General features: G+C 61.1%; 18 protein-coding genes and 1 pseudogene. 12 read left to right on the plus strand and 7 right to left on the minus strand.

The window, feature by feature from the left end; all coding sequences use genetic code 11:
* Positions 1-13: 13 nt before the first annotated feature.
* The 4 genes from QWI20_RS01310 (at position 14) to QWI20_RS01325 (ending at position 4,086) form a co-directional block, all read left to right on the plus strand.
* Complete coding sequence (locus QWI20_RS01310) at positions 14-550, plus strand: N-acetyltransferase family protein (RefSeq protein ID WP_369303819.1); 537 nt, start codon at positions 14-16, stop codon at positions 548-550.
* Positions 547-852, plus strand: coding sequence for an urease subunit beta (locus QWI20_RS01315; protein WP_065987755.1), 306 nt, complete (start codon positions 547-549; stop codon positions 850-852). Before QWI20_RS01310 ends, QWI20_RS01315 begins: the two co-directional genes overlap by 4 nt.
* Before the next feature lie 141 nt (positions 853-993).
* Positions 994-2,694, plus strand: a complete 1,701-nt coding sequence (gene ureC, locus QWI20_RS01320) for an urease subunit alpha (protein ID WP_369303821.1) — start codon at positions 994-996, stop codon at positions 2,692-2,694.
* 258 nt (positions 2,695-2,952) lie between these two features.
* Positions 2,953-4,086: a sensor histidine kinase gene (locus QWI20_RS01325; protein WP_369303822.1), complete on the plus strand. Its 1,134-nt coding sequence runs from the start codon at positions 2,953-2,955 to the stop codon at positions 4,084-4,086.
* 237 nt (positions 4,087-4,323) lie between these two features.
* Here the strand turns inward: QWI20_RS01325 and QWI20_RS01330 are convergent, their stop codons facing one another.
* Both QWI20_RS01330 and cbpA read right to left on the minus strand, forming a co-directional pair.
* Positions 4,324-4,620 (minus strand): chaperone modulator CbpM, encoded by a 297-nt coding sequence (locus QWI20_RS01330; RefSeq protein ID WP_369303823.1) that lies wholly within the window; start codon positions 4,618-4,620, stop codon positions 4,324-4,326.
* Between the two features lie 2 nt (positions 4,621-4,622).
* Entirely contained in the window at positions 4,623-5,582 is a 960-nt protein-coding gene (cbpA, locus tag QWI20_RS01335; RefSeq protein ID WP_369303824.1) for a curved DNA-binding protein, read from the minus strand.
* Between the two features lie 294 nt (positions 5,583-5,876).
* Between cbpA and QWI20_RS01340 the strand changes: the two genes are divergently transcribed.
* Positions 5,877-7,142, plus strand: coding sequence for an Hsp70 family protein (locus QWI20_RS01340; RefSeq protein WP_369303825.1), 1,266 nt, complete (start codon positions 5,877-5,879; stop codon positions 7,140-7,142).
* Positions 7,143-7,429: 287 nt separating this feature from the next.
* Here QWI20_RS01340 and QWI20_RS01345 read toward each other — a convergent pair whose 3' ends face one another.
* Positions 7,430-8,440, minus strand: a complete 1,011-nt coding sequence (locus QWI20_RS01345; protein WP_369303826.1) for an AI-2E family transporter — start codon at positions 8,438-8,440, stop codon at positions 7,430-7,432.
* A 188-nt stretch (positions 8,441-8,628) separates the two neighbouring features.
* The gene (locus QWI20_RS01350) at positions 8,629-8,919 is read right to left on the minus strand and encodes a PsiF family protein (RefSeq protein WP_122533784.1); all 291 of its coding nucleotides are present in this window, start codon (positions 8,917-8,919) and stop codon (positions 8,629-8,631) included.
* 151 nt (positions 8,920-9,070) lie between these two features.
* Here QWI20_RS01350 and QWI20_RS01355 point away from each other — a divergent pair, with 151 nt between their 5' ends.
* A complete protein-coding gene (locus tag QWI20_RS01355; protein WP_369303827.1) occupies positions 9,071-9,955 on the plus strand; it encodes a DMT family transporter in 885 nt (294 codons plus the stop codon).
* 26 nt (positions 9,956-9,981) lie between these two features.
* Here QWI20_RS01355 and QWI20_RS01360 read toward each other — a convergent pair whose 3' ends face one another.
* Entirely contained in the window at positions 9,982-10,218 is a 237-nt protein-coding gene (locus tag QWI20_RS01360; protein WP_037015625.1) for a hypothetical protein, read from the minus strand.
* Between the two features lie 58 nt (positions 10,219-10,276).
* Positions 10,277-10,501, minus strand: a pseudogene (locus QWI20_RS01365) (triacylglycerol lipase); the annotation flags it as partial.
* Between the two features lie 151 nt (positions 10,502-10,652).
* Between QWI20_RS01365 and osmE the strand changes: the two are divergent.
* Positions 10,653-10,991, plus strand: coding sequence for an osmotically-inducible lipoprotein OsmE (gene osmE, locus QWI20_RS01370; RefSeq protein WP_133774484.1), 339 nt, complete (start codon positions 10,653-10,655; stop codon positions 10,989-10,991).
* 287 nt (positions 10,992-11,278) lie between these two features.
* Positions 11,279-11,812 carry a bacterioferritin gene (locus QWI20_RS01375; RefSeq protein ID WP_369303828.1) on the plus strand — a complete coding sequence of 178 codons (534 nt, stop codon included), beginning with the start codon at positions 11,279-11,281 and terminating at the stop codon, positions 11,810-11,812.
* A gap of 280 nt (positions 11,813-12,092) precedes the next feature.
* On the opposite strand, the gene QWI20_RS01380 is transcribed toward QWI20_RS01375, so the two are convergent.
* On the minus strand, positions 12,093-14,162 hold the full coding sequence (locus QWI20_RS01380; RefSeq protein WP_369303830.1) for an AsmA family protein: 2,070 nt from the start codon (positions 14,160-14,162) through the stop codon (positions 12,093-12,095).
* A 315-nt stretch (positions 14,163-14,477) separates the two neighbouring features.
* Between QWI20_RS01380 and QWI20_RS01385 the strand changes: the two genes are divergently transcribed.
* From QWI20_RS01385 to QWI20_RS01400, 4 genes are all read left to right on the plus strand, one after another.
* Positions 14,478-14,699, plus strand: a complete 222-nt coding sequence (locus tag QWI20_RS01385) for a hypothetical protein (protein ID WP_369303831.1) — start codon at positions 14,478-14,480, stop codon at positions 14,697-14,699.
* A 168-nt stretch (positions 14,700-14,867) separates the two neighbouring features.
* Positions 14,868-15,500, plus strand: a complete 633-nt coding sequence (locus QWI20_RS01390; RefSeq protein WP_369303997.1) for a TetR family transcriptional regulator — start codon at positions 14,868-14,870, stop codon at positions 15,498-15,500.
* A 208-nt stretch (positions 15,501-15,708) separates the two neighbouring features.
* Positions 15,709-16,209, plus strand: a complete 501-nt coding sequence (ureE, locus tag QWI20_RS01395; RefSeq protein ID WP_369303832.1) for an urease accessory protein UreE — start codon at positions 15,709-15,711, stop codon at positions 16,207-16,209.
* Complete coding sequence (locus tag QWI20_RS01400; RefSeq protein WP_369303833.1) at positions 16,206-16,880, plus strand: urease accessory protein UreF; 675 nt, start codon at positions 16,206-16,208, stop codon at positions 16,878-16,880. The genes ureE and QWI20_RS01400 overlap by 4 nt, the downstream gene beginning before the upstream one ends.
* Positions 16,881-16,927: the final 47 nt, after the last annotated feature.

Below are 16,927 nucleotides of genomic sequence, written 5' to 3' on the forward strand. Positions count from 1 at the left end.
AAGGATTTCGCCCATGAATGCCGCCCACTTACGCCGCGTCACGCCAGAAAGTTTTGCCCACTACCGCCCGGGTCTGGTGGCGCTATTGCTCGACGCCGTGCGCGACGGCGCGTCGGTCGGGTTCATGGCGGATCTAGGCGCCGAGGAGGCTGCCGACTGGTGGGACGGCGTCAAAGCCGAGGTCAAGCAGGGCAACGTGCTGCTGTGGGTGGTGGCAGAAGAAGACCAGGTGCTGGCGACGGTGCAACTGGCGCTGTGCCAGAAGGCCAACGGCCTGAACCGCGCCGAGGTGCAGAAGTTGCTGGTGCTCAGTCAGGCGCGTCGGCGCGGGCTGGCAACTCAATTGATGACCGCCGTGGAACAGGCCGCGCAGCAGCATCAGCGCGGGCTGTTATTTCTGGACACGCTGGCAGGTTCCGATGCTGAAGATTTCTATCGCGCGCTGGGTTACGAGCTGTCTGGCCTGCTGCCGGACTACGCCTGCAACCCCGACGGCGAATACAAGGCCACGGCCATTTACTACAAGTTACTGTCGAGGAAGAGCGCATGATTCCTGGTGAGTACCAGATCCAGCCCGGCGACATCGAGCTCAACGCCGGTCGCCGCACCATCACCCTCAGCGTCGCCAACAGCGGCGACCGGCCGATTCAGGTCGGCTCGCACTTTCATTTTTTCGAGACCAACGACGCCCTGACCTTCGACCGCGCCGCCAGCCGGGGCATGCGCCTGAACATCCCGGCCGGCACCGCCGTGCGCTTCGAGCCAGGGCAGGCGCGGGAAGTGGAACTGGTGGACCTGGCCGGGTTGAGGCGGGTTTTCGGGTTTGCCGGAAGAGTTATGGGTGAACTGTAAAACGCGTTCACTTTCCAGCCAGGTCACGCTGCAAGCGCCAAGCCACAAGGGCCAAGCACAGCAGTCCGCGGCGTACACAACATTCGCTTTTACTTGCAGCTTGCCGCTTGAGGCTTGCCGCTTTGATTCGAGGAACGAAGTATGAAGATCAGCCGACAAGCCTACGCCGACATGTTCGGCCCCACTGTCGGCGACCGTGTGCGTCTGGCCGACACCGAGCTGTGGATCGAGGTCGAGCAGGATTTCACCGTCTATGGCGAGGAAGTGAAATTCGGCGGCGGCAAGGTCATTCGTGACGGCATGGGCCAGGGCCAGGGCGTTGCCGCCGAAGTCGTCGACACGCTGATCACCAACGCGCTGATCATCGATCACTGGGGCATCGTCAAAGCCGACGTCGGCCTCAAGGACGGGCGCATCGCGGCCATCGGCAAGGCCGGCAACCCGGATATCCAGACCGGCGTGACCATCGCCATCGGCGCTGCGACCGAAGTGATTGCAGGCGAAGGCATGATCCTCACCGCCGGCGGCGTCGACACGCACATCCATTTCATCTGCCCGCAGCAGATCGAAGAAGCGCTGATGAGCGGCGTCACCACCATGATCGGCGGCGGCACCGGCCCCGCGACAGGCACCAACGCGACCACGGTCACGCCCGGCAAGTGGCACATGATGCGCATGCTGCAGGCCGCCGAAGCGTTCCCCATGAACATCGGCTTCACCGGCAAAGGCAACGTCAGCCTGCCCGAGCCGCTGATCGAGCAGGTCAAGGCCGGCGCCATCGGCCTCAAGTTGCACGAAGACTGGGGCACCACGCCTGCTGCCATCGACAACTGCCTGAGCGTCGCTGATCAGTACGACGTGCAGGTGGCGATCCACACCGACACCCTGAACGAATCCGGCTTCGTGGAAACCACCCTGGCAGCGTTCAAGAACCGCACCATTCACACCTACCACACCGAAGGCGCCGGCGGCGGTCACGCACCGGACATCATCAAGGCCTGCGGCTTCCCTAACGTGCTGCCGAGCTCGACCAACCCGACCCGGCCGTTCACCCGCAACACCATCGACGAGCACCTGGACATGCTGATGGTCTGCCATCACCTGGACCCGAGCATCGCCGAAGACGTCGCGTTCGCCGAGAGCCGCATCCGCCGCGAGACCATTGCCGCCGAGGACATCCTTCACGATCTGGGCGCGTTCTCGATGCTCAGCTCCGACAGCCAGGCCATGGGCCGCGTCGGCGAAGTGATCATGCGCACCTGGCAGACCGCCGACAAAATGAAACGCCAGCGCGGGCCATTGCCCGGTGATGGCGAAGGCAACGACAACTTCCGCGCCAAACGCTACATCGCCAAGTACACCATCAACCCGGCGATCACCCACGGCATCAGCCATGAAGTGGGTTCGGTGGAAGTGGGCAAATGGGCGGACCTGGTGCTCTGGCGCCCGGCCTTCTTCGGGGTAAAACCGACGCTGATCCTCAAAGGCGGGTCGATTGCCGCCAGCCTCATGGGCGACGCCAATGCCTCGATCCCGACCCCCCAACCGGTTCACTACCGCCCGATGTTCGCCAGCTACGGCAGCTCATTGCACGCCAGCAGCCTGACGTTCATTAGCCAGGCGGCCTTCGATGCCGGGGTCCCGGAGCAATTGGGGCTGAAGAAACAGATCGGCGTGGTCAAGGGCTGCCGCAGCGTGACCAAGGCCGACCTCATCCACAACGACTACCTGCCGAACATCGACGTCGACCCGCAGACGTATCAGGTCAAGGCGGACGGCGTGCTGTTGTGGTGCGAACCAGCCGACGTGCTGCCGATGGCACAGCGGTATTTTCTGTTTTAAGCGCAGAACTCAGTTTCTTGTGGGAGCAAGCGTACTCGCGAAGGGGCCGGCGCATCCGCCATCTGTCTCAGCGGCTGAAAAGGCGTCTTCTTGAGCACACTCACTCCACATGGCTGTGTTTGCTGCCCGACACTGCTCCAACTGGACGACAAGCCGGCTCTAAAAGGAAGCGCGCGCAAATGCGTGATGTTTCCTGCAACAACATGGCGGTACTATGCGCGCTCTTACTCAGCGCGCCGCCAGCAAGGTAGTCCCCCCATGCGTCTTTCGGACTTCATCGTTCAGAATGTGGATCGCATCGTCGATGAGTGGGAACGGTTTGCGGCCACGCTGACGCCTGCAGCCGCCCAGATGAGCTCGATCGAGCTGCGCGACCACGCCGAGGCGATCCTGCTGGCGGCGGCCCGTGACATGAATACCGCCCAGACCAAAGCCGAACGCATCGCCAAGGCTCAGGGCGAAGACATCGGCAAAACCCCGACACTCGATCAGGCCGCCTCCAGTCATGGCGAGCTGCGGCATATCGTCGGGTTTGATCTGGTGCAGATGACCTCTGAATTCCGCCACCTGCGGGCCACCGTCGTGCGCTTCTGGGCAGAAAGCCAGCTGGAGCCACAGGCCAGTCACATGACCGACATGATTCGCTTCAACGAGGCCATCGATGAAGCCTTGGCCGAGTCGACGGCCGCCTACGCCGATCGCGTGACGCGCTCCCGTGACATCTTTCTCGCCATTCTCGGTCATGACCTGCGCGCGCCCTTGCAGGCCATCGGCATGTCGTCCGAAGTGCTGATGCGCAAGACCGCGCTGACCGACGCCGATCTTGCGTATATCAAGCGCATCAAGAGCAGCAGCCTGTTGATGGGAACGATGATCAGCGATTTGCTGGAATTCGTCCGCAGCCGTCTCGGCGTGACCTTGCCGGTCGAGCGCAAGCCGATGGAGATGACCCTCGCCTGCCGTGAAGCCATTGACGCGGCCACGGCGGGGCAGCCCGATTGCAACGCAGTGTTCACCAGCACCGGTGAGACCCGGGGCGAGTGGGATCAGGCGCGCATCGCGCAATTGCTGCAAAACCTGATTGGCAACGCCTTGCAGCATGGCGCGGCGACGCGTCGTGTCACCGTCACGCTCACCGGCAGCGAAAACCATGTGAGCCTCTCGGTGCATAACGACGGCGAGCCGATTGCGGAGGAAGCCATCGGCAGCATCTTCGACCCGCTGGTGCGCTCGGCCAATGAAAAGGCCGGCATCCACAACCCGTCCACCAGCCTGGGCCTGGGACTGTTCATCGTAAAAGAAGTGGTGAACGCCCATGGCGGCGGCATCACGGTTGTGTCGAACGTCGGAGACGGTACGACGTTTACCGTGGAGTTGCCGAAGAAAGGCTAGCAAGCGACTGCGCGAAATCCGCCAAACACCGCGCTGTTGCAGGGGCACTCGATGCATGTGGGAGTGAGCTTGCTCACGAAGGCGGCAGTCCTGCCGCCGAAGATGCAACGAATGAGAAGGCCTCTTCGCGAGCAAGCTCGCTCCCACAGGATCGTGGTCAGCAGGAAAATCAGCGAGTCGATCCGGTTCCTGATAGCAGGCGCCAGGCCGGCTCCGCCAACTTCCTATGGCGGCGCCTCACTCAAGAAACCGCCCCAGCCGCTGCCTGAGCATGCGGTTTTCCGCCCTCACGTGTTCAAGCTCTTCGAGCAGGTTCAGCGCCAGGGCGACGCCGTCCCACTCCAGCTGCAATTCGTAATGCAATTTAACCGCACGCTTGGCAATCGACAGCGCCGCGCTATCGAACAGCCATTCGTCCGGCTGCCTTCCCTGGGGTTCGAGAATGCCATGTTCGACAATCTCGATGACGAAGGCGGCCGGCAGGTCGACCACCTGACAGAACTCCTGCATGTCGATGACCAGGGTGTTGCTCATGATCAGTTACTCCATTGAGCCCTCGGATCGAAGGCGGCCTGCTCGGCCAGCTTCTCCCACAGCGCTTTGGTAGCCTCATCGGTGGTTTTGGGCATGACGATTTTCAGTTGTGCGTACAGATCGCCGCGCTGGCCTTGCTTGTTCAACAGACCATTGCCTTTGACCCGCAGCCGCTGGCCGTTCTGACTGTCCGGACGGATGGTCAGGTTGATCTTGCCGGTCAGTGTCGGGACGGCGACCTTGGTGCCCAGCGCCGCTTCCCACGGCGCGATCGGCACCGTGATGATCAGGTCGTGGCCCTCGACGTCGAACATCGGGTGCGGCGCCAGACGGATGATCAAATACAGATCGCCCTTCTCGCCACCGGCCACGCCGGGAGCGCCCTGCCCTTTCAAGCGAATGCGCTCGCCATCGGTGACGCCCGCCGGGATCTTCACGTTCAGCGTCTTGGTGATGTCCGCCATGCGCTGGCCGTTGGCGCTGTGCTGCGGCACCTTGAAGCTGATCTGCTTGGACTCGGTGGAGAGCGTCTCCTCCAGAAACACCGCCAGTTCCATCTCCACATCCTGCCCTCGACGCCCCGGACTCTGCGCCCGACCGCCTTGCTGACCACCACGATTGCCGAAGATAGAGCTGAAGAAGTCGGAAAAATCCCCGTCCTCGAAGCCACCGCCACCAAAGCCCGGACCTGCGCCCGCACCGCCACGGCCCTGCCAGCCAGGCGGCGGCTGGAACCGGCCCTGACTGCCGTATTTGCGGATCTCGTCGTATTCGGCGCGTTTTTCAGGATCGCTGAGCGCTTCATACGCTTCGGAGGCTTCTTTGAATTTGTCTTCCGCGCCAGGCTCTTTGCTGACGTCGGGGTGATACTTGCGCGCGAGCTTGCGATAGGCGGTCTTGATTGTCTTCTCGTCCGCCGTCGGCTCTACGCCAAGGATCTTGTAATAGTCTTTGAAGTCCATCTGACGGTCACCCAATTCTGGAATATCCAGCCCAGTCCGCACCGCGTTTCACATGTGAACGCTGGCTGCGTTGAACGTTGCAAGGTTATCGGCACGCAGTCGCGCGAAATGAAACGCTGTCCAGACCGGCCAAAAGCATTAAGAGTTGCCTGCTAGATTGGGGCGCGGGGCCGCAGTTCAAGACATGCGCGCGAAATAGATGCCCGGCGGCTGATAAACCGACGTTTCGCGCTACGCATCCGGCGCGCACTCGCATACACTGCGCGGCCGTTTTTTGACTGGTATGCAATGCAGATGAGCACTCCATCCCCGGCCCGTGCCCTTGGCATCGATTTCGGCACGTCCAACTCCACGGTCGGCTGGCTGCGTCCCGGAGCGGATACGCTGATCGCGCTGGAGGACGGCAAGATCACGCTGCCTTCGGTGGTGTTTTTCAACATTGAAGAGCGCCGCCCGGTCTACGGTCGCCTCGCCCTTCACGAATACCTTGAGGGCTACGAAGGCCGCCTGATGCGCTCGCTCAAGAGCCTGCTGGGTTCCAAGCTGATAAAGCACGACACCAGCGTGCTTGGTACGGCGATGCCGTTCAAGGACCTGCTCGGGCTGTTCATCGGCGAACTTAAAAAACGTGCCGAAGCCGCTGCCGGTCACACCTTCGAGCAAGTGGTGCTGGGCCGGCCGGTGCATTTCGTCGATGACGACGCTGCCGCCGATCAGGAGGCCGAAGACACCCTGGCCGAGGTGGCGCGCAAGATCGGCTTCAAGGACGTTTCCTTTCAGTTCGAGCCGATTGCGGCGGCGTTTGATTACGAGTCGACGCTGGACCGTGAAGAGCTGGTGCTGATCGTCGACATCGGCGGTGGTACGTCGGACTTCTCGCTGGTGCGTCTGTCGCCCGAACGCCGGCTGATCGATGACCGCCACAGCGACATCCTCGCCACCGGCGGCGTGCACATCGGCGGTACCGACTTCGACAAGCAACTGAGCCTGCAGGGCGTGATGCCGCTGTTTGGTTATGGCAGCCGGATGAAAAGCGGCGCGTACATGCCGACCAGCACCCACATGAATCTGGCGACCTGGCACACGATCAACTCGGTGTATTCGCAAAAGTCGCAACTGGCGCTGGGCAGCATGCGCTACGACATCGAAGACACCCAGGGCATCGACCGGCTGTTCAAGCTGATTGATCAACGCGCCGGCCACTGGCTGGCGATGGAAGTCGAAGAGACGAAAATCCAGCTGACTCAGGCGGACAGCCGCCTGGTGCCGATGGACCGCGTCGAGCCCGGCCTGAGCGTCGACCTGACGCGCCAGCTGTTCGAATCATCCATCGATGCGCTGCTCGAACGCGTGCGCGGCAGCGTGACGAATCTGCTGAATCAGGCAGGCGTTGGCGTGACCGATGTCGACACCGTGTTCTTTACCGGCGGCTCCAGCGGCATCCCGGCCCTGCGCAACAGCGTCGCCGCCATGCTCCCCAAGGCCCGGCACGTCGAAGGCAACATCTTCGGCAGCATCGGCAGCGGCCTGGCGATTGAAGCGAAAAAGCGCTACGGCTGATTCGCAGCTGTCTTGCCCTCAGTGGGACCACATGCTCTTGGTGGGATCGGCTTTAGCCGGGAAGACGCCGGGTGTTACGCCGCAAATCTTATGGCGCACCCACTGGCCTCTTCCCGGCTGAAGCCGGTCCCACTAAGACACCGCATGCAAATGTAAGACTGGCTTTAGCCGGGAAGGCGTCACGCCGCAAATCTTATGGTGCACAAACCGGCCTCTTCCCGGCTGAAGCCGGTCCTACTGACCGCGTGGAGCGGTGAAAAGGGGGCACATCTGTTGAGCACCTGTCGCTAAACCAACTCCGCCCGGCGCAGTTCGCTTTTCAGGTATGCGTAATAAATCGGCCCTGCGACCACGCCCGGCAGGCCGAAGGCGGCTTCGAAGATCAGCATCGCCAGCAGCAATTCCCACGACTTGGCGCTGATCTGCCCGCCGACGATCCGCGCATTCAGAAAATACTCGACCTTGTGGATCACGATCAGATACCCCAACGCCGCCATCGCCACCCAGATCGACAACGACATGCCGACGATGAAGATCAGCGTGTTGGACATCAGATTCCCGACCACCGGAAGCAGGCCCAGCAGGAAGGTCAGCACGATCAGAGTTTTGGTCAGCGGCAAGTGCACGCCACAAAGAGGCAGGATCACCGCCAGGAAGATCGAGGTGAACGCCGTGTTCAGCAGCGAGATCTTGATCTGCGCGAAGACGATATTGCGGAAGGCCTGGGTCAGGAGGTGCAGACGCTCGAACAACGCCGCCGCCAATGGCTTGCGCTTGGTGACATCGGGGATGCGCTGCAAGGCGATGATCGCGCCCAGCACCATGCCGATCAGCAGCGTCACGAACATGTGCGCCGCGCCCTTGCCGAGCAGTTGCAGCTCGCCGAGGTGTTTGGTCAGCCAGGCGCTGAGCGACACCTGAAACTCGGTGGCGCTGGCGGGCAGGTAGTTGTCGATGAAGGGCGGCAACTGACCGCGGGCACGGTCCACCAGAACCATGAATTTATCCAGCGACGCGCCGGGATTTTCCGCTTCGTGCAGCAGGAAACTGATCGCGCCGGCAAACAGCAACGCCAACACGGTCACCACCAGAGTGCCCAGCAACGCCACCGCCAGCCACCGCGCGCGCTCGCCGGCGATCAGCCGTTGCAACTGCGGCGTGAGCATGTCGACCAGCTCATACACCAGCAAACCCGCCAGCAGACTGGGCAGAAGGTTGAGCGGCAGGACCAGCAGCAACCCGCCGAACACGAGAATGCAACTGGCCAGATAGACTTGACGGGGCGTAAACGTTGGCATACAGCCTCAAAACGAGCGGCGTGAAGGATGGGCAGTCTGCCAGCGTTCTGAGTGGAGAACCAGCGACGCGAAAGCCCTTGAGGGCTCAAGCGCAAGGAGGCTGCGATTGCAGGCCAGATCATCGGCCGCAATCGCAGAAAGTACAGGGGTTGGCGCCGCGTTTCAGCGCCTGGAATCGGCTCGGAAAATTATTTCTTTTTAAGACAATCGCTCATGAATGCCTTGCGCGCATCGCCCTTGAGCGCCTGGGTACTGGCCGTGGCGTTGCAGGTTTTCATCTTCTCCTGCTGAGTGGCGGCAGGCGCAGGCGCGGCTTTCAGACAGGTGCTCATGAACGCCTTGCGCTCGTCGCCCTTCAGGGACTTGGCCGAGGCATCGGCGTTGCAGGTGGTCATCTTGTTTTGTTGCGCGGTGGCGGCAAAACCCTGGGCGCTCAGCAGCAGGCCCATCACCAGCAGAGGAATACGCAGCATCGTCATCGGTTTTCTCCGGAAGCGCCACGCACCTGCATGGCTTTGAAAGCAGTGTAGTCAAAGAATGTTGCTGCATATTTCTGCAAATGCGCAGCGTACGCTGGACGTGCGGACTGGCAGGCCGATAATGGCGCCTCATTCAACAGCCGGTTCGCTCATGCAATACCTTTATCCACTGCTGACCGTCATGATCTGGGCGGGCAACAACGTCATCACCAAGGCCGCCGCAGGGCGTATTTTCCCGGCTGAAATCGGCTTCTATCGGTGGTTGCTGGCAGGGTTGTTGTTCACGCCGTTTCTGCTCGCCCCCGTGCTGCGCAACCGGGCGCAGATCAAACCCATCATTGGCAAGGTCGTGGTACTGGGCGTCCTGGGCATGGCGATTTATCAAAGCCTTGCGTACTACGCGGCGAACATCACGACGGCCACCAACATGGGCATCATTCTGTCGCTGGTGCCGGTGATGACGCTGGGCATGTCGATCGCCAGCCTCGGCACGCGGCTGACTGCAGGCGCACTGGTCGGTGCAATTGTGTCGTTTGCCGGCGTCTTATGGGTGGTGTCACAGGGGAGCTGGAGTTTGCTGGTTGCCCATGGCATCAACATCGGCGACGTGATGATGCTCGTCGCAACGCTGGCCTATGCGACCTACAGCACGCTGCTGAAGAAATGGCAGTTGCGCATGCCGCCATTGCAGCTGCTCTATCTGCAGATTCTCGTGGCGATCATTGCGCTGTTTCCATTGTTCGTGATTTCACCGAAGACTGGCTTGAATGCGAGCAACATTCCGTTGGTGCTCTATGCATGCATCCCGACTTCAATGCTCGCGCCGCTGCTGTGGATGAAAGCAATTTCCATCCTCGGGCCCAGCCGTACCACGTTGTTTTTCAACCTGGTGCCGATCCTGACGGCGCTGGTTGCCGCGCTTGCGCTGGGCGAGCAGCTGGCGTCGTATCACTTTATCGGCGGTGCCCTGACGCTGGGCGGGGTGATCCTGGCAGAACGCTGGACCACACCGCTGCGCAAGGCCGCGATCCGTTAAACCTGTCTGTCGGATGAACCCGGCAGTCAGGCTTTGTCGTGATCCTCCGCAGCGTGAATCGACACATCGGTAATGCCCAGCACATGGGGCAGACCGATGGTGTCTTCGCCAGTATCGAAGGGGTCATCTTCAACGGCCACGTTGTGCTTGAGCGCCAGCTCGTGCACGACCTCGATGATTGGCACGTCGAGGTTTTCAATCAGATCGACATGGTGCTCACCGGCCAGCGTGTACTCGATTTCATAAAGCTCTTTATCGCTCATCGCATCTCTTCCTACGCGACCTCACGGGTCGACTGATCACGAACTACGGCCAAATAAGTCAAAGACCGGCGGCTTTGAGACGCGCGGCATTTTCAAGGAACCACCCAAGGGATTGGCTCCCTTCCCCACCAGACCGAAGTGCTGGTTGACGATGTCGAAATGGTCGAGCGGGCATTCATCACCGATGACTGAACCAGATGAGAACTGCATCTCCCGACCATGCCATCAGATTGACCTCGCTGTTTCGGGAACGTGCGAGCAATTTTCGGCAGGAGAGATTTGACGATGACCAGGCCAGGATGGGACGGAATTGCCCATAAGGGCGACAGGTGCGGGTAATGCCCCATCGCCATCAATTTGATCGAACTCTTTTGCCTCTCCAATGCTCCTAAGAGCAACGGGCCAACAATGGCCTTTTTCGCGGAGCGATTCGAATGTTCAAGCAATCCCTTGCAGTAGTGATTTCCATGGCCGCATTGGCTGGTTGCGCATCGACCACCCTGCCCAACCCGGTTGATTACGCGACCTATCGCAATGAGCCGCTGGTCAAGCAAGTCGAAGAAGGCATGACCAAGGAACAAGTCCTGACCATCGGTGGCACGCCATCGACAACTGTTCAGCGTCGCGCCCACCCCGGCACTTGCAACAACTACGTGCTGAATCGCGAAGGCCATCAGCAGGCTTACTACGTCACCTTTGACAACAATGGCCGCGTTAACAGCAAAGGCTTCATGACGTGCGAACAGCGTGACGCCAACGAGCGCGCCATGTGATCTGACGCCATTGGTTTGAATGGATGAGTCCGCTCGCAATTACAGGCGCCGGTGCATCGCAAGGATGCCCGGCACTGCCGTGATCGCGGGGGGATTCATCCTGAAGCACGCTCGCCCCGCTTTGCTCCCGCTAAAAAAGCCCCGCGTCAAAAAGTCCCTCAACAAAAATCAAACTTTTGCCAGCGCGCACCACTCACACCTTAAGACCCCGATCCTGCCGGGCGCCTGCTTCGGCATGGCGCAACAGAGCGCGACGGAAAAAACCGGAACAGCCCTGGAGAAATCTGATGATCAATCTGCACCCAATGACCGACGTCGCCACCCTGCGAGAGCGCGCGCGCAAAAACGTTGAAGACGGCGCCGTCACTGAAGGCTACAACGGTGATCGTGATGAGGTCCTTCGTTTGCTGAACTCGTCGCTGGCCACTGAACTGGTCTGCACCCTGCGTTACAAGCGCCACTACTTCATGGCCAAGGGCATTAAATCCCACGCAGCAGCCGATGAGTTTCTGGAACATGCCAATCAAGAACTCGAACACGCTGACAAGCTGGCCGAGCGCATCGTGCAGCTGGGCGGCGAGCCGGAATTCAACCCGGACCTGCTGAGCCAGAATTCCCACGCGCAGTACGTGGCCGGCAACACGCTGAAAGAGATGATCACTGAAGACCTGGTGGCCGAGCGCATCGCGATCGACAGCTACCGCGAAATCATTCAGTACATCGGCGACCAGGACCCAACCACCCGCCGCATCTTTGAAGAGATTCTGGCGCAGGAAGAAGAGCACGCCGACGACATGGCCGACTTGCTCGACGGCCTCTGATACGAAGCACGCAATGCAAAAAGCCAGGGCACACGCCCTGGCTTTTTTGTGGATAACTTTTAGGCGGGATGTTTAGGGTATGCCGAGCTCTTCGTGAGCAAGCTCGCTCCCACGGGGTAGTGGTTGACTCGATATCTCGGGCGCGCCACTGGAATTGTGGGAGTGAGCTTGCTCACGAAGGCGGCATCATGGCCGCCTGAGATGCGTTGGATCAACCTCCCTCTTCGCGAGCAAGCTCGCTCCCACAATGGCCAAGTGCGGCCAGAATCCTGTGCCGAATTCACTTCACCGTTTTCGGCGCCTTGCCCGAGCGCATTTGTTCCAGCAACGCGGTGCACTGGTTAGGCGCGTCGCCGCTGCTCGGCGCTACGAGTGCCAGCAAGCCTGCCGCCGGCCCCACTGCCGCGCCCAACAGCACCATGCCCGCGCCACGCAGCAACAGCGGACCTGACTCGACACCCGCATTGGCCTTGCTGAACGGCCCGCGCACGTACAGCGGCGAACGCAGCGAGAAGACCCGGAAGCCTTTCGACTCGGGCGTGATCTTCATGTCCAGTTGCTCGGTCTTCAGGTTCGCCGTGCCGTCGACGTAAATGATCGCGTTCTCGGTATCGAACACGAACACCTTGGTGCTCGCCAGGCCGTCCTTGAAGCCCACATCAGTGGCTGCGCAATTGATCTTCACGTCCTTGTCGCCGAACAGCTTGCCGACCACGTAGTTACCCACGTTCAACCCGGCAATCTCCATCAGGCCACGGCTGACAGCGCCATCATTGACCAGCATTTTCAGCTCGCCGTTGGAGGTGCCCAGCAAGGCAGCGACGGAGTTGCCGCGGCCACTGAGATCCGCGTCACCGTTGAGCTCGCCAAAGCTGGTTTTCATCGGTTCGAAGGTCGGGAACAACTGTTTGAGCTTGAAGCCGCGAGCCGACAACTTGGCGCGGCCTTCCAGCGGCTGGGTGTGACCGTTGAGCTTGATGTCGGCGTCGAGCTTGCCGCCGGCCACACCGAAGCGCAGCGGCTGCAGGCTGAGTACGCCATCGTTGAGCACCACGTGGGTGTACAGATCGGTAAACGGCAGGTCGGCGCTCTGCACGATGCGCTTGCCGGTGAACTCAACGTCGGCATCCATGGCAGCCCAGCGGTCGGTCTTAAACTCCTCGACCGGCAGCACTTTGTCCGTTGGCTGCTTGCTCTCGCCGCCGCGGGTTTTCTGCTCGGCATTGGAGTCGGCACCGATCAGCGGCTTGAGGTCCGCCATCAGCAATTGGTTGGACACCAGCGCGCCGGTCAGTTTGGGACGCGGTGCGCTCGCCACGAAACCGAGATCGCCGTGAATATCGCTGTCGCCGATCTTGCCGTTGAAGCCCTTGTACTGGAACGACGCACCCGCCGGATCGTGCAGTTTGGCGACGAGACGCCCATCGGTGGAATACGGCGGGGAATCCGGCAGGGTCACGCCTGTCAGCGGATACAGGTTGCTGAGGCTGTCGCCTGACAATTTCAGGCGCAGGTCCAGTTCACCGAGGTTCTGCGGATCGGTCACGGTGCCTGCGATAGCGACACGCAGGGCGCCAGCGCTGACGTCGGCCTGCACCGGGAATGGCAACGCCGCGTCTTTCAACGCCAGCAGTCCACCCACCTTGCCGCTGCCGTTGAGTTTCTGGCCGTGATACTGGCCTTTGGCGGTAAAGCCGAAGGCATAGTCCTGAGCGGAAGCGCCTTTGTCCTGGACCTTCTTCGCCTCGCTGCTGCCAACGATGTCGCTGTAGGGAATCGGCTTGCCCAGCGGGTCGATGACCACGTCAACGGCTGTGTTGATCTTCTGGTCGTTGTAGCTCACGAAGCCTTTATCGAAGCCGATCGAGCCGATATCGACCACCCAGCTCGAGGGTTTGGCGTTCGGGTCGCTCTTGGGCAGATCAAACACCCAGTTGGCGCGGCCATCGGCCAGACGCTCGATCTTGGCGTTGGGCTCGGTCAGGTTGATACGTGGAATGACCACGCGCTGGGCCAGCAATGGCAAGGGGGACAAGCGCAGATCGACGCGCTTGAGCGTGACCATCTGCGGCGTCTTCGACCATTCCGGGTTGCCCAAGGCGATGTCTTCCGCCGACATATGCGGCCACGGCACCCAGGCGCGCCAGCCGCCTTCGTCGGGCTCACGGTGCCAGCTCACGGCCAGATTGCCGTTGATGGCAAAGGGGCGATGCAGTTCTACAGACACCTTCTCGTTGATGGTCGGCTTGAGCCGGTTCCAGTCGAACGTGGCGATCACAATGATCAGAATCACCAGCAACAGCAGCAGGATTGCGGCTGTCCAGGCGAAAATTTTACGGCCTCGCGTCATTGCGTCATCTCCCCAAAACCGACGCGCCGTCCAGGGCGCGTCTCGTACGTCGTAACGGTTCGACTGAGAAAAGCCGCGTCGGTTTGATGAAATCTGTATTCAGGGTCAGAAAAGTTCCGCCCCCCATCCATACCGTACGTCCAGACGAGCGCCACTATTGATCCGAAACGCGCTGAGAAGCCCGCCCGGCAAAGGGTCCGCAGCCGCATCATTTCTGTCGATGGTCACCATCAGCCCGCTGAACTTCTTTATCCACAGTGCGGCGGTAAAATCGCCAGCACGTTCACACAACCCTTTACACCCGAGCATCCTTCCATGAAACGCCAATTGATTGCCCTGACCCTTTCCCTACTTGCCTCAAGCGCGTTCGCGATGCCTGCCAGCGAACAAGCGATCCTGGGCAAGGCGAAGGCGACGCAGCATTCCGGTTTGCCGACCGTTGCGCAGGACGGCCCGGATCGATTGATCAATCAATACCAGCGCGTTGCCGACAACGGCCCTGATCGGCTGATTCAGCAGTACCAGCGCGTTTCCTGATTTTTATCCGCTGCATCAAAAGCTTCCCGGCTAAAGCCGGTCCCACTAAAAGATAAAGAGCCCGGCCTTGATCGCTGGGCTTTTTATTGCCCGACATAAACCGGGTTCGACGCCACGCAAACGCATTTGCTAGAGTTGCGGCCCATGCCTCCATCAGATACGCGCCCCATGCTGCCCCGCGCCGAACAGAAACAGCAGACCCGCCACGCCCTGCTCGATGCAGCCCGGGGCTTGATGGAGAGCGGGCGCGGTTTCGGCAGTCTGAGCCTGCGGGAAGTGGCGAAAACCGCCGGCATCGTGCCCACCGGTTTCTACCGGCATTTCGATGACATGGACCACTTGGGCCTGGCGCTGGTCAGCGAAGTCGGCCAGACCTTCCGTGAAACCATCCGCCGCGTGCGCCACAACCACAACATCGACAGCGGCATCATCGACGCCTCCATCCGCATCTTTCTGGATGTCGTGGCCGCCAACCGCTCGCAGTTTTTGTTTCTGGCGCGCGAGCAATACGGCGGCTCGCTGAAAGTCCGTCAGGCGCTTGGTGCGCTGCGCGAAGGCATCATCGCCGACCTCGCGACCGACCTGGCGTCGATGTCCAAATTCCAGCACCTGAACACCGACGACCTCTCGGTCATGGCCGACCTGGTGGTCAAGAGCGTGTTCGCCATGCTCCCCGAGCTGATCGACCCGCCTCCCCCCGCATTGGCCGCGCACCTGACCCCCCGCGCGAAAATCACCCAACAGCTGCGCTTCATCTTCATCGGCGCCAAGCGCTGGCAGGGGCTGGGCAGTACCGAGTGACCCGCGGGCGTTCACTGCTCTGCGTTACGCCCTCCCCCGACCAACCCGCACCACCGAAGTGCGTCGCCACGATCGATGCACCGATAAAACGCATCCGTTGGCTCGATCCAATCCTCGCTGCACCGTATTCAGGCAATTTTTGCGCTGCACGCCTGTTGGCAAGGCACTTGCTCTAGCCCTTGCATCGCACATTGCTGGAAGCTTTCTGATGCTCGTCATTCATCAAAGAACCGAACCTCAGGCTGAATGGGCCGCAGAGCTGCATTTGATTTTCGAGGCCCGGAGCAAAAGCCGGCTGCGCTGTTTCAGTGCCGAGGGTGAAGACGTCGGGCTTTTCCTCGAACGGGGCCAACCGCCGCTGCGTGATGGCGACTTTCTCAGGGCTGAAGACGGCCGGATCGTGCGCGTCTGCGCTCGCCCTGAACAACTGATGCACGTGACGTGCAGCAACGCTTTCGAGCTGACCCGAGCGGCGTATCACTTGGGCAACCGCCACGTAGCGCTGCAAGTGGGCGACGGCTGGCTGCGTCTGCTCGACGACTACGTGCTCAAGGCCATGCTCGATCAACTGGGTGCCACCACCGAATCCATCGAAGCGCCCTTCCAGCCCGAGCACGGGGCCTACGGTGGCGGCCATCACCACTCCCGCGCCGGTGAAGAAGACTTCAATTACGCGCCGCGCATTCATCAATTTGGCGTGCGCACGTGAACGCCGCCTGGGCGCTGCTGCGTCTGGCGAGCCCGCAACTGCCCATCGGCGGCTACAGCTATTCCCAGGGCCTGGAAATGGCGGTCGAGCAATCCACCGTTCACGATTCGGCCAGCGCTGCCCGCTGGATTGGCGACCAGTTGCTGCTCAACCTTGCGCGATTCGAAGCGCCGCTTTTACTGGCGCACTGCACAGCGGCTGCCGAAGACGACTGGGCGACGCTGCTGCAATTGAGCGAAGCACACCGCGCCAGCCGCGAAACCCGCGAACTGCACCTGGAGAGCCGACAAATGGGCTATTCACTGCAGCAATTGCTCAACGGCCTGCCGGAAATGGATCAGCCTGCGCGGGATTTTCTACAGCGCATGGGCGAGCCACATCTGGCGCTGGGTTGGGCGCTGGCTGCGCGCGCCTGGCAGATCAGTCCTCAGGACGCGCTCGCCGCCTGGCTCTGGAGCTGGCTGGAAAACCAGCTGGCGGTGCTGATGAAAACCCTGCCACTGGGGCAGCAAGCCGCGCAGCGCCTGACCAGCGAGTTATTGCCGCTGCTGCAAAACGCCCAGCAACACACGACTGCACTGAACCCTGAACACATCGGCAGCGCGCCATTCGGTCTGGCGCTGGCGAGCATGAACCATGAGCGGCAGTACAGCCGCCTGTTCCGATCATGAGGTGGCCGCCATCGGCGCAGCCCCTCGAACCGCACAACATGCTTAAC

Source organism: Pseudomonas sp. W2-17 (genome assembly GCF_041060445.1).
Taxonomy (GTDB): domain Bacteria; phylum Pseudomonadota; class Gammaproteobacteria; order Pseudomonadales; family Pseudomonadaceae; genus Aquipseudomonas.

What these genes read in the sequence shown, in the direction of transcription:
- QWI20_RS01310 (WP_369303819.1), top strand. Translation starts at nt 14, where the DNA reads ATGAATGCCGCCCACTTACGCCGCGTCACGCCAGAAAGTTTTGCCCAC.
- QWI20_RS01315 (WP_065987755.1), top strand. Translation starts at nt 547, where the DNA reads ATGATTCCTGGTGAGTACCAGATCCAGCCCGGCGACATCGAGCTCAAC.
- ureC (WP_369303821.1), top strand. Translation starts at nt 994, where the DNA reads ATGAAGATCAGCCGACAAGCCTACGCCGACATGTTCGGCCCCACTGTC.
- QWI20_RS01325 (WP_369303822.1), top strand. Translation starts at nt 2,953, where the DNA reads ATGCGTCTTTCGGACTTCATCGTTCAGAATGTGGATCGCATCGTCGAT.
- QWI20_RS01330 (WP_369303823.1), bottom strand. Translation starts at nt 4,620, where the DNA reads ATGAGCAACACCCTGGTCATCGACATGCAGGAGTTCTGTCAGGTGGTC.
- cbpA (WP_369303824.1), bottom strand. Translation starts at nt 5,582, where the DNA reads ATGGACTTCAAAGACTATTACAAGATCCTTGGCGTAGAGCCGACGGCG.
- QWI20_RS01340 (WP_369303825.1), top strand. Translation starts at nt 5,877, where the DNA reads ATGAGCACTCCATCCCCGGCCCGTGCCCTTGGCATCGATTTCGGCACG.
- QWI20_RS01345 (WP_369303826.1), bottom strand. Translation starts at nt 8,440, where the DNA reads ATGCCAACGTTTACGCCCCGTCAAGTCTATCTGGCCAGTTGCATTCTC.
- QWI20_RS01350 (WP_122533784.1), bottom strand. Translation starts at nt 8,919, where the DNA reads ATGACGATGCTGCGTATTCCTCTGCTGGTGATGGGCCTGCTGCTGAGC.
- QWI20_RS01355 (WP_369303827.1), top strand. Translation starts at nt 9,071, where the DNA reads ATGCAATACCTTTATCCACTGCTGACCGTCATGATCTGGGCGGGCAAC.
- QWI20_RS01360 (WP_037015625.1), bottom strand. Translation starts at nt 10,218, where the DNA reads ATGAGCGATAAAGAGCTTTATGAAATCGAGTACACGCTGGCCGGTGAG.
- osmE (WP_133774484.1), top strand. Translation starts at nt 10,653, where the DNA reads ATGTTCAAGCAATCCCTTGCAGTAGTGATTTCCATGGCCGCATTGGCT.
- QWI20_RS01375 (WP_369303828.1), top strand. Translation starts at nt 11,279, where the DNA reads ATGATCAATCTGCACCCAATGACCGACGTCGCCACCCTGCGAGAGCGC.
- QWI20_RS01380 (WP_369303830.1), bottom strand. Translation starts at nt 14,162, where the DNA reads ATGACGCGAGGCCGTAAAATTTTCGCCTGGACAGCCGCAATCCTGCTG.
- QWI20_RS01385 (WP_369303831.1), top strand. Translation starts at nt 14,478, where the DNA reads ATGAAACGCCAATTGATTGCCCTGACCCTTTCCCTACTTGCCTCAAGC.
- QWI20_RS01390 (WP_369303997.1), top strand. Translation starts at nt 14,868, where the DNA reads ATGCTGCCCCGCGCCGAACAGAAACAGCAGACCCGCCACGCCCTGCTC.
- ureE (WP_369303832.1), top strand. Translation starts at nt 15,709, where the DNA reads ATGCTCGTCATTCATCAAAGAACCGAACCTCAGGCTGAATGGGCCGCA.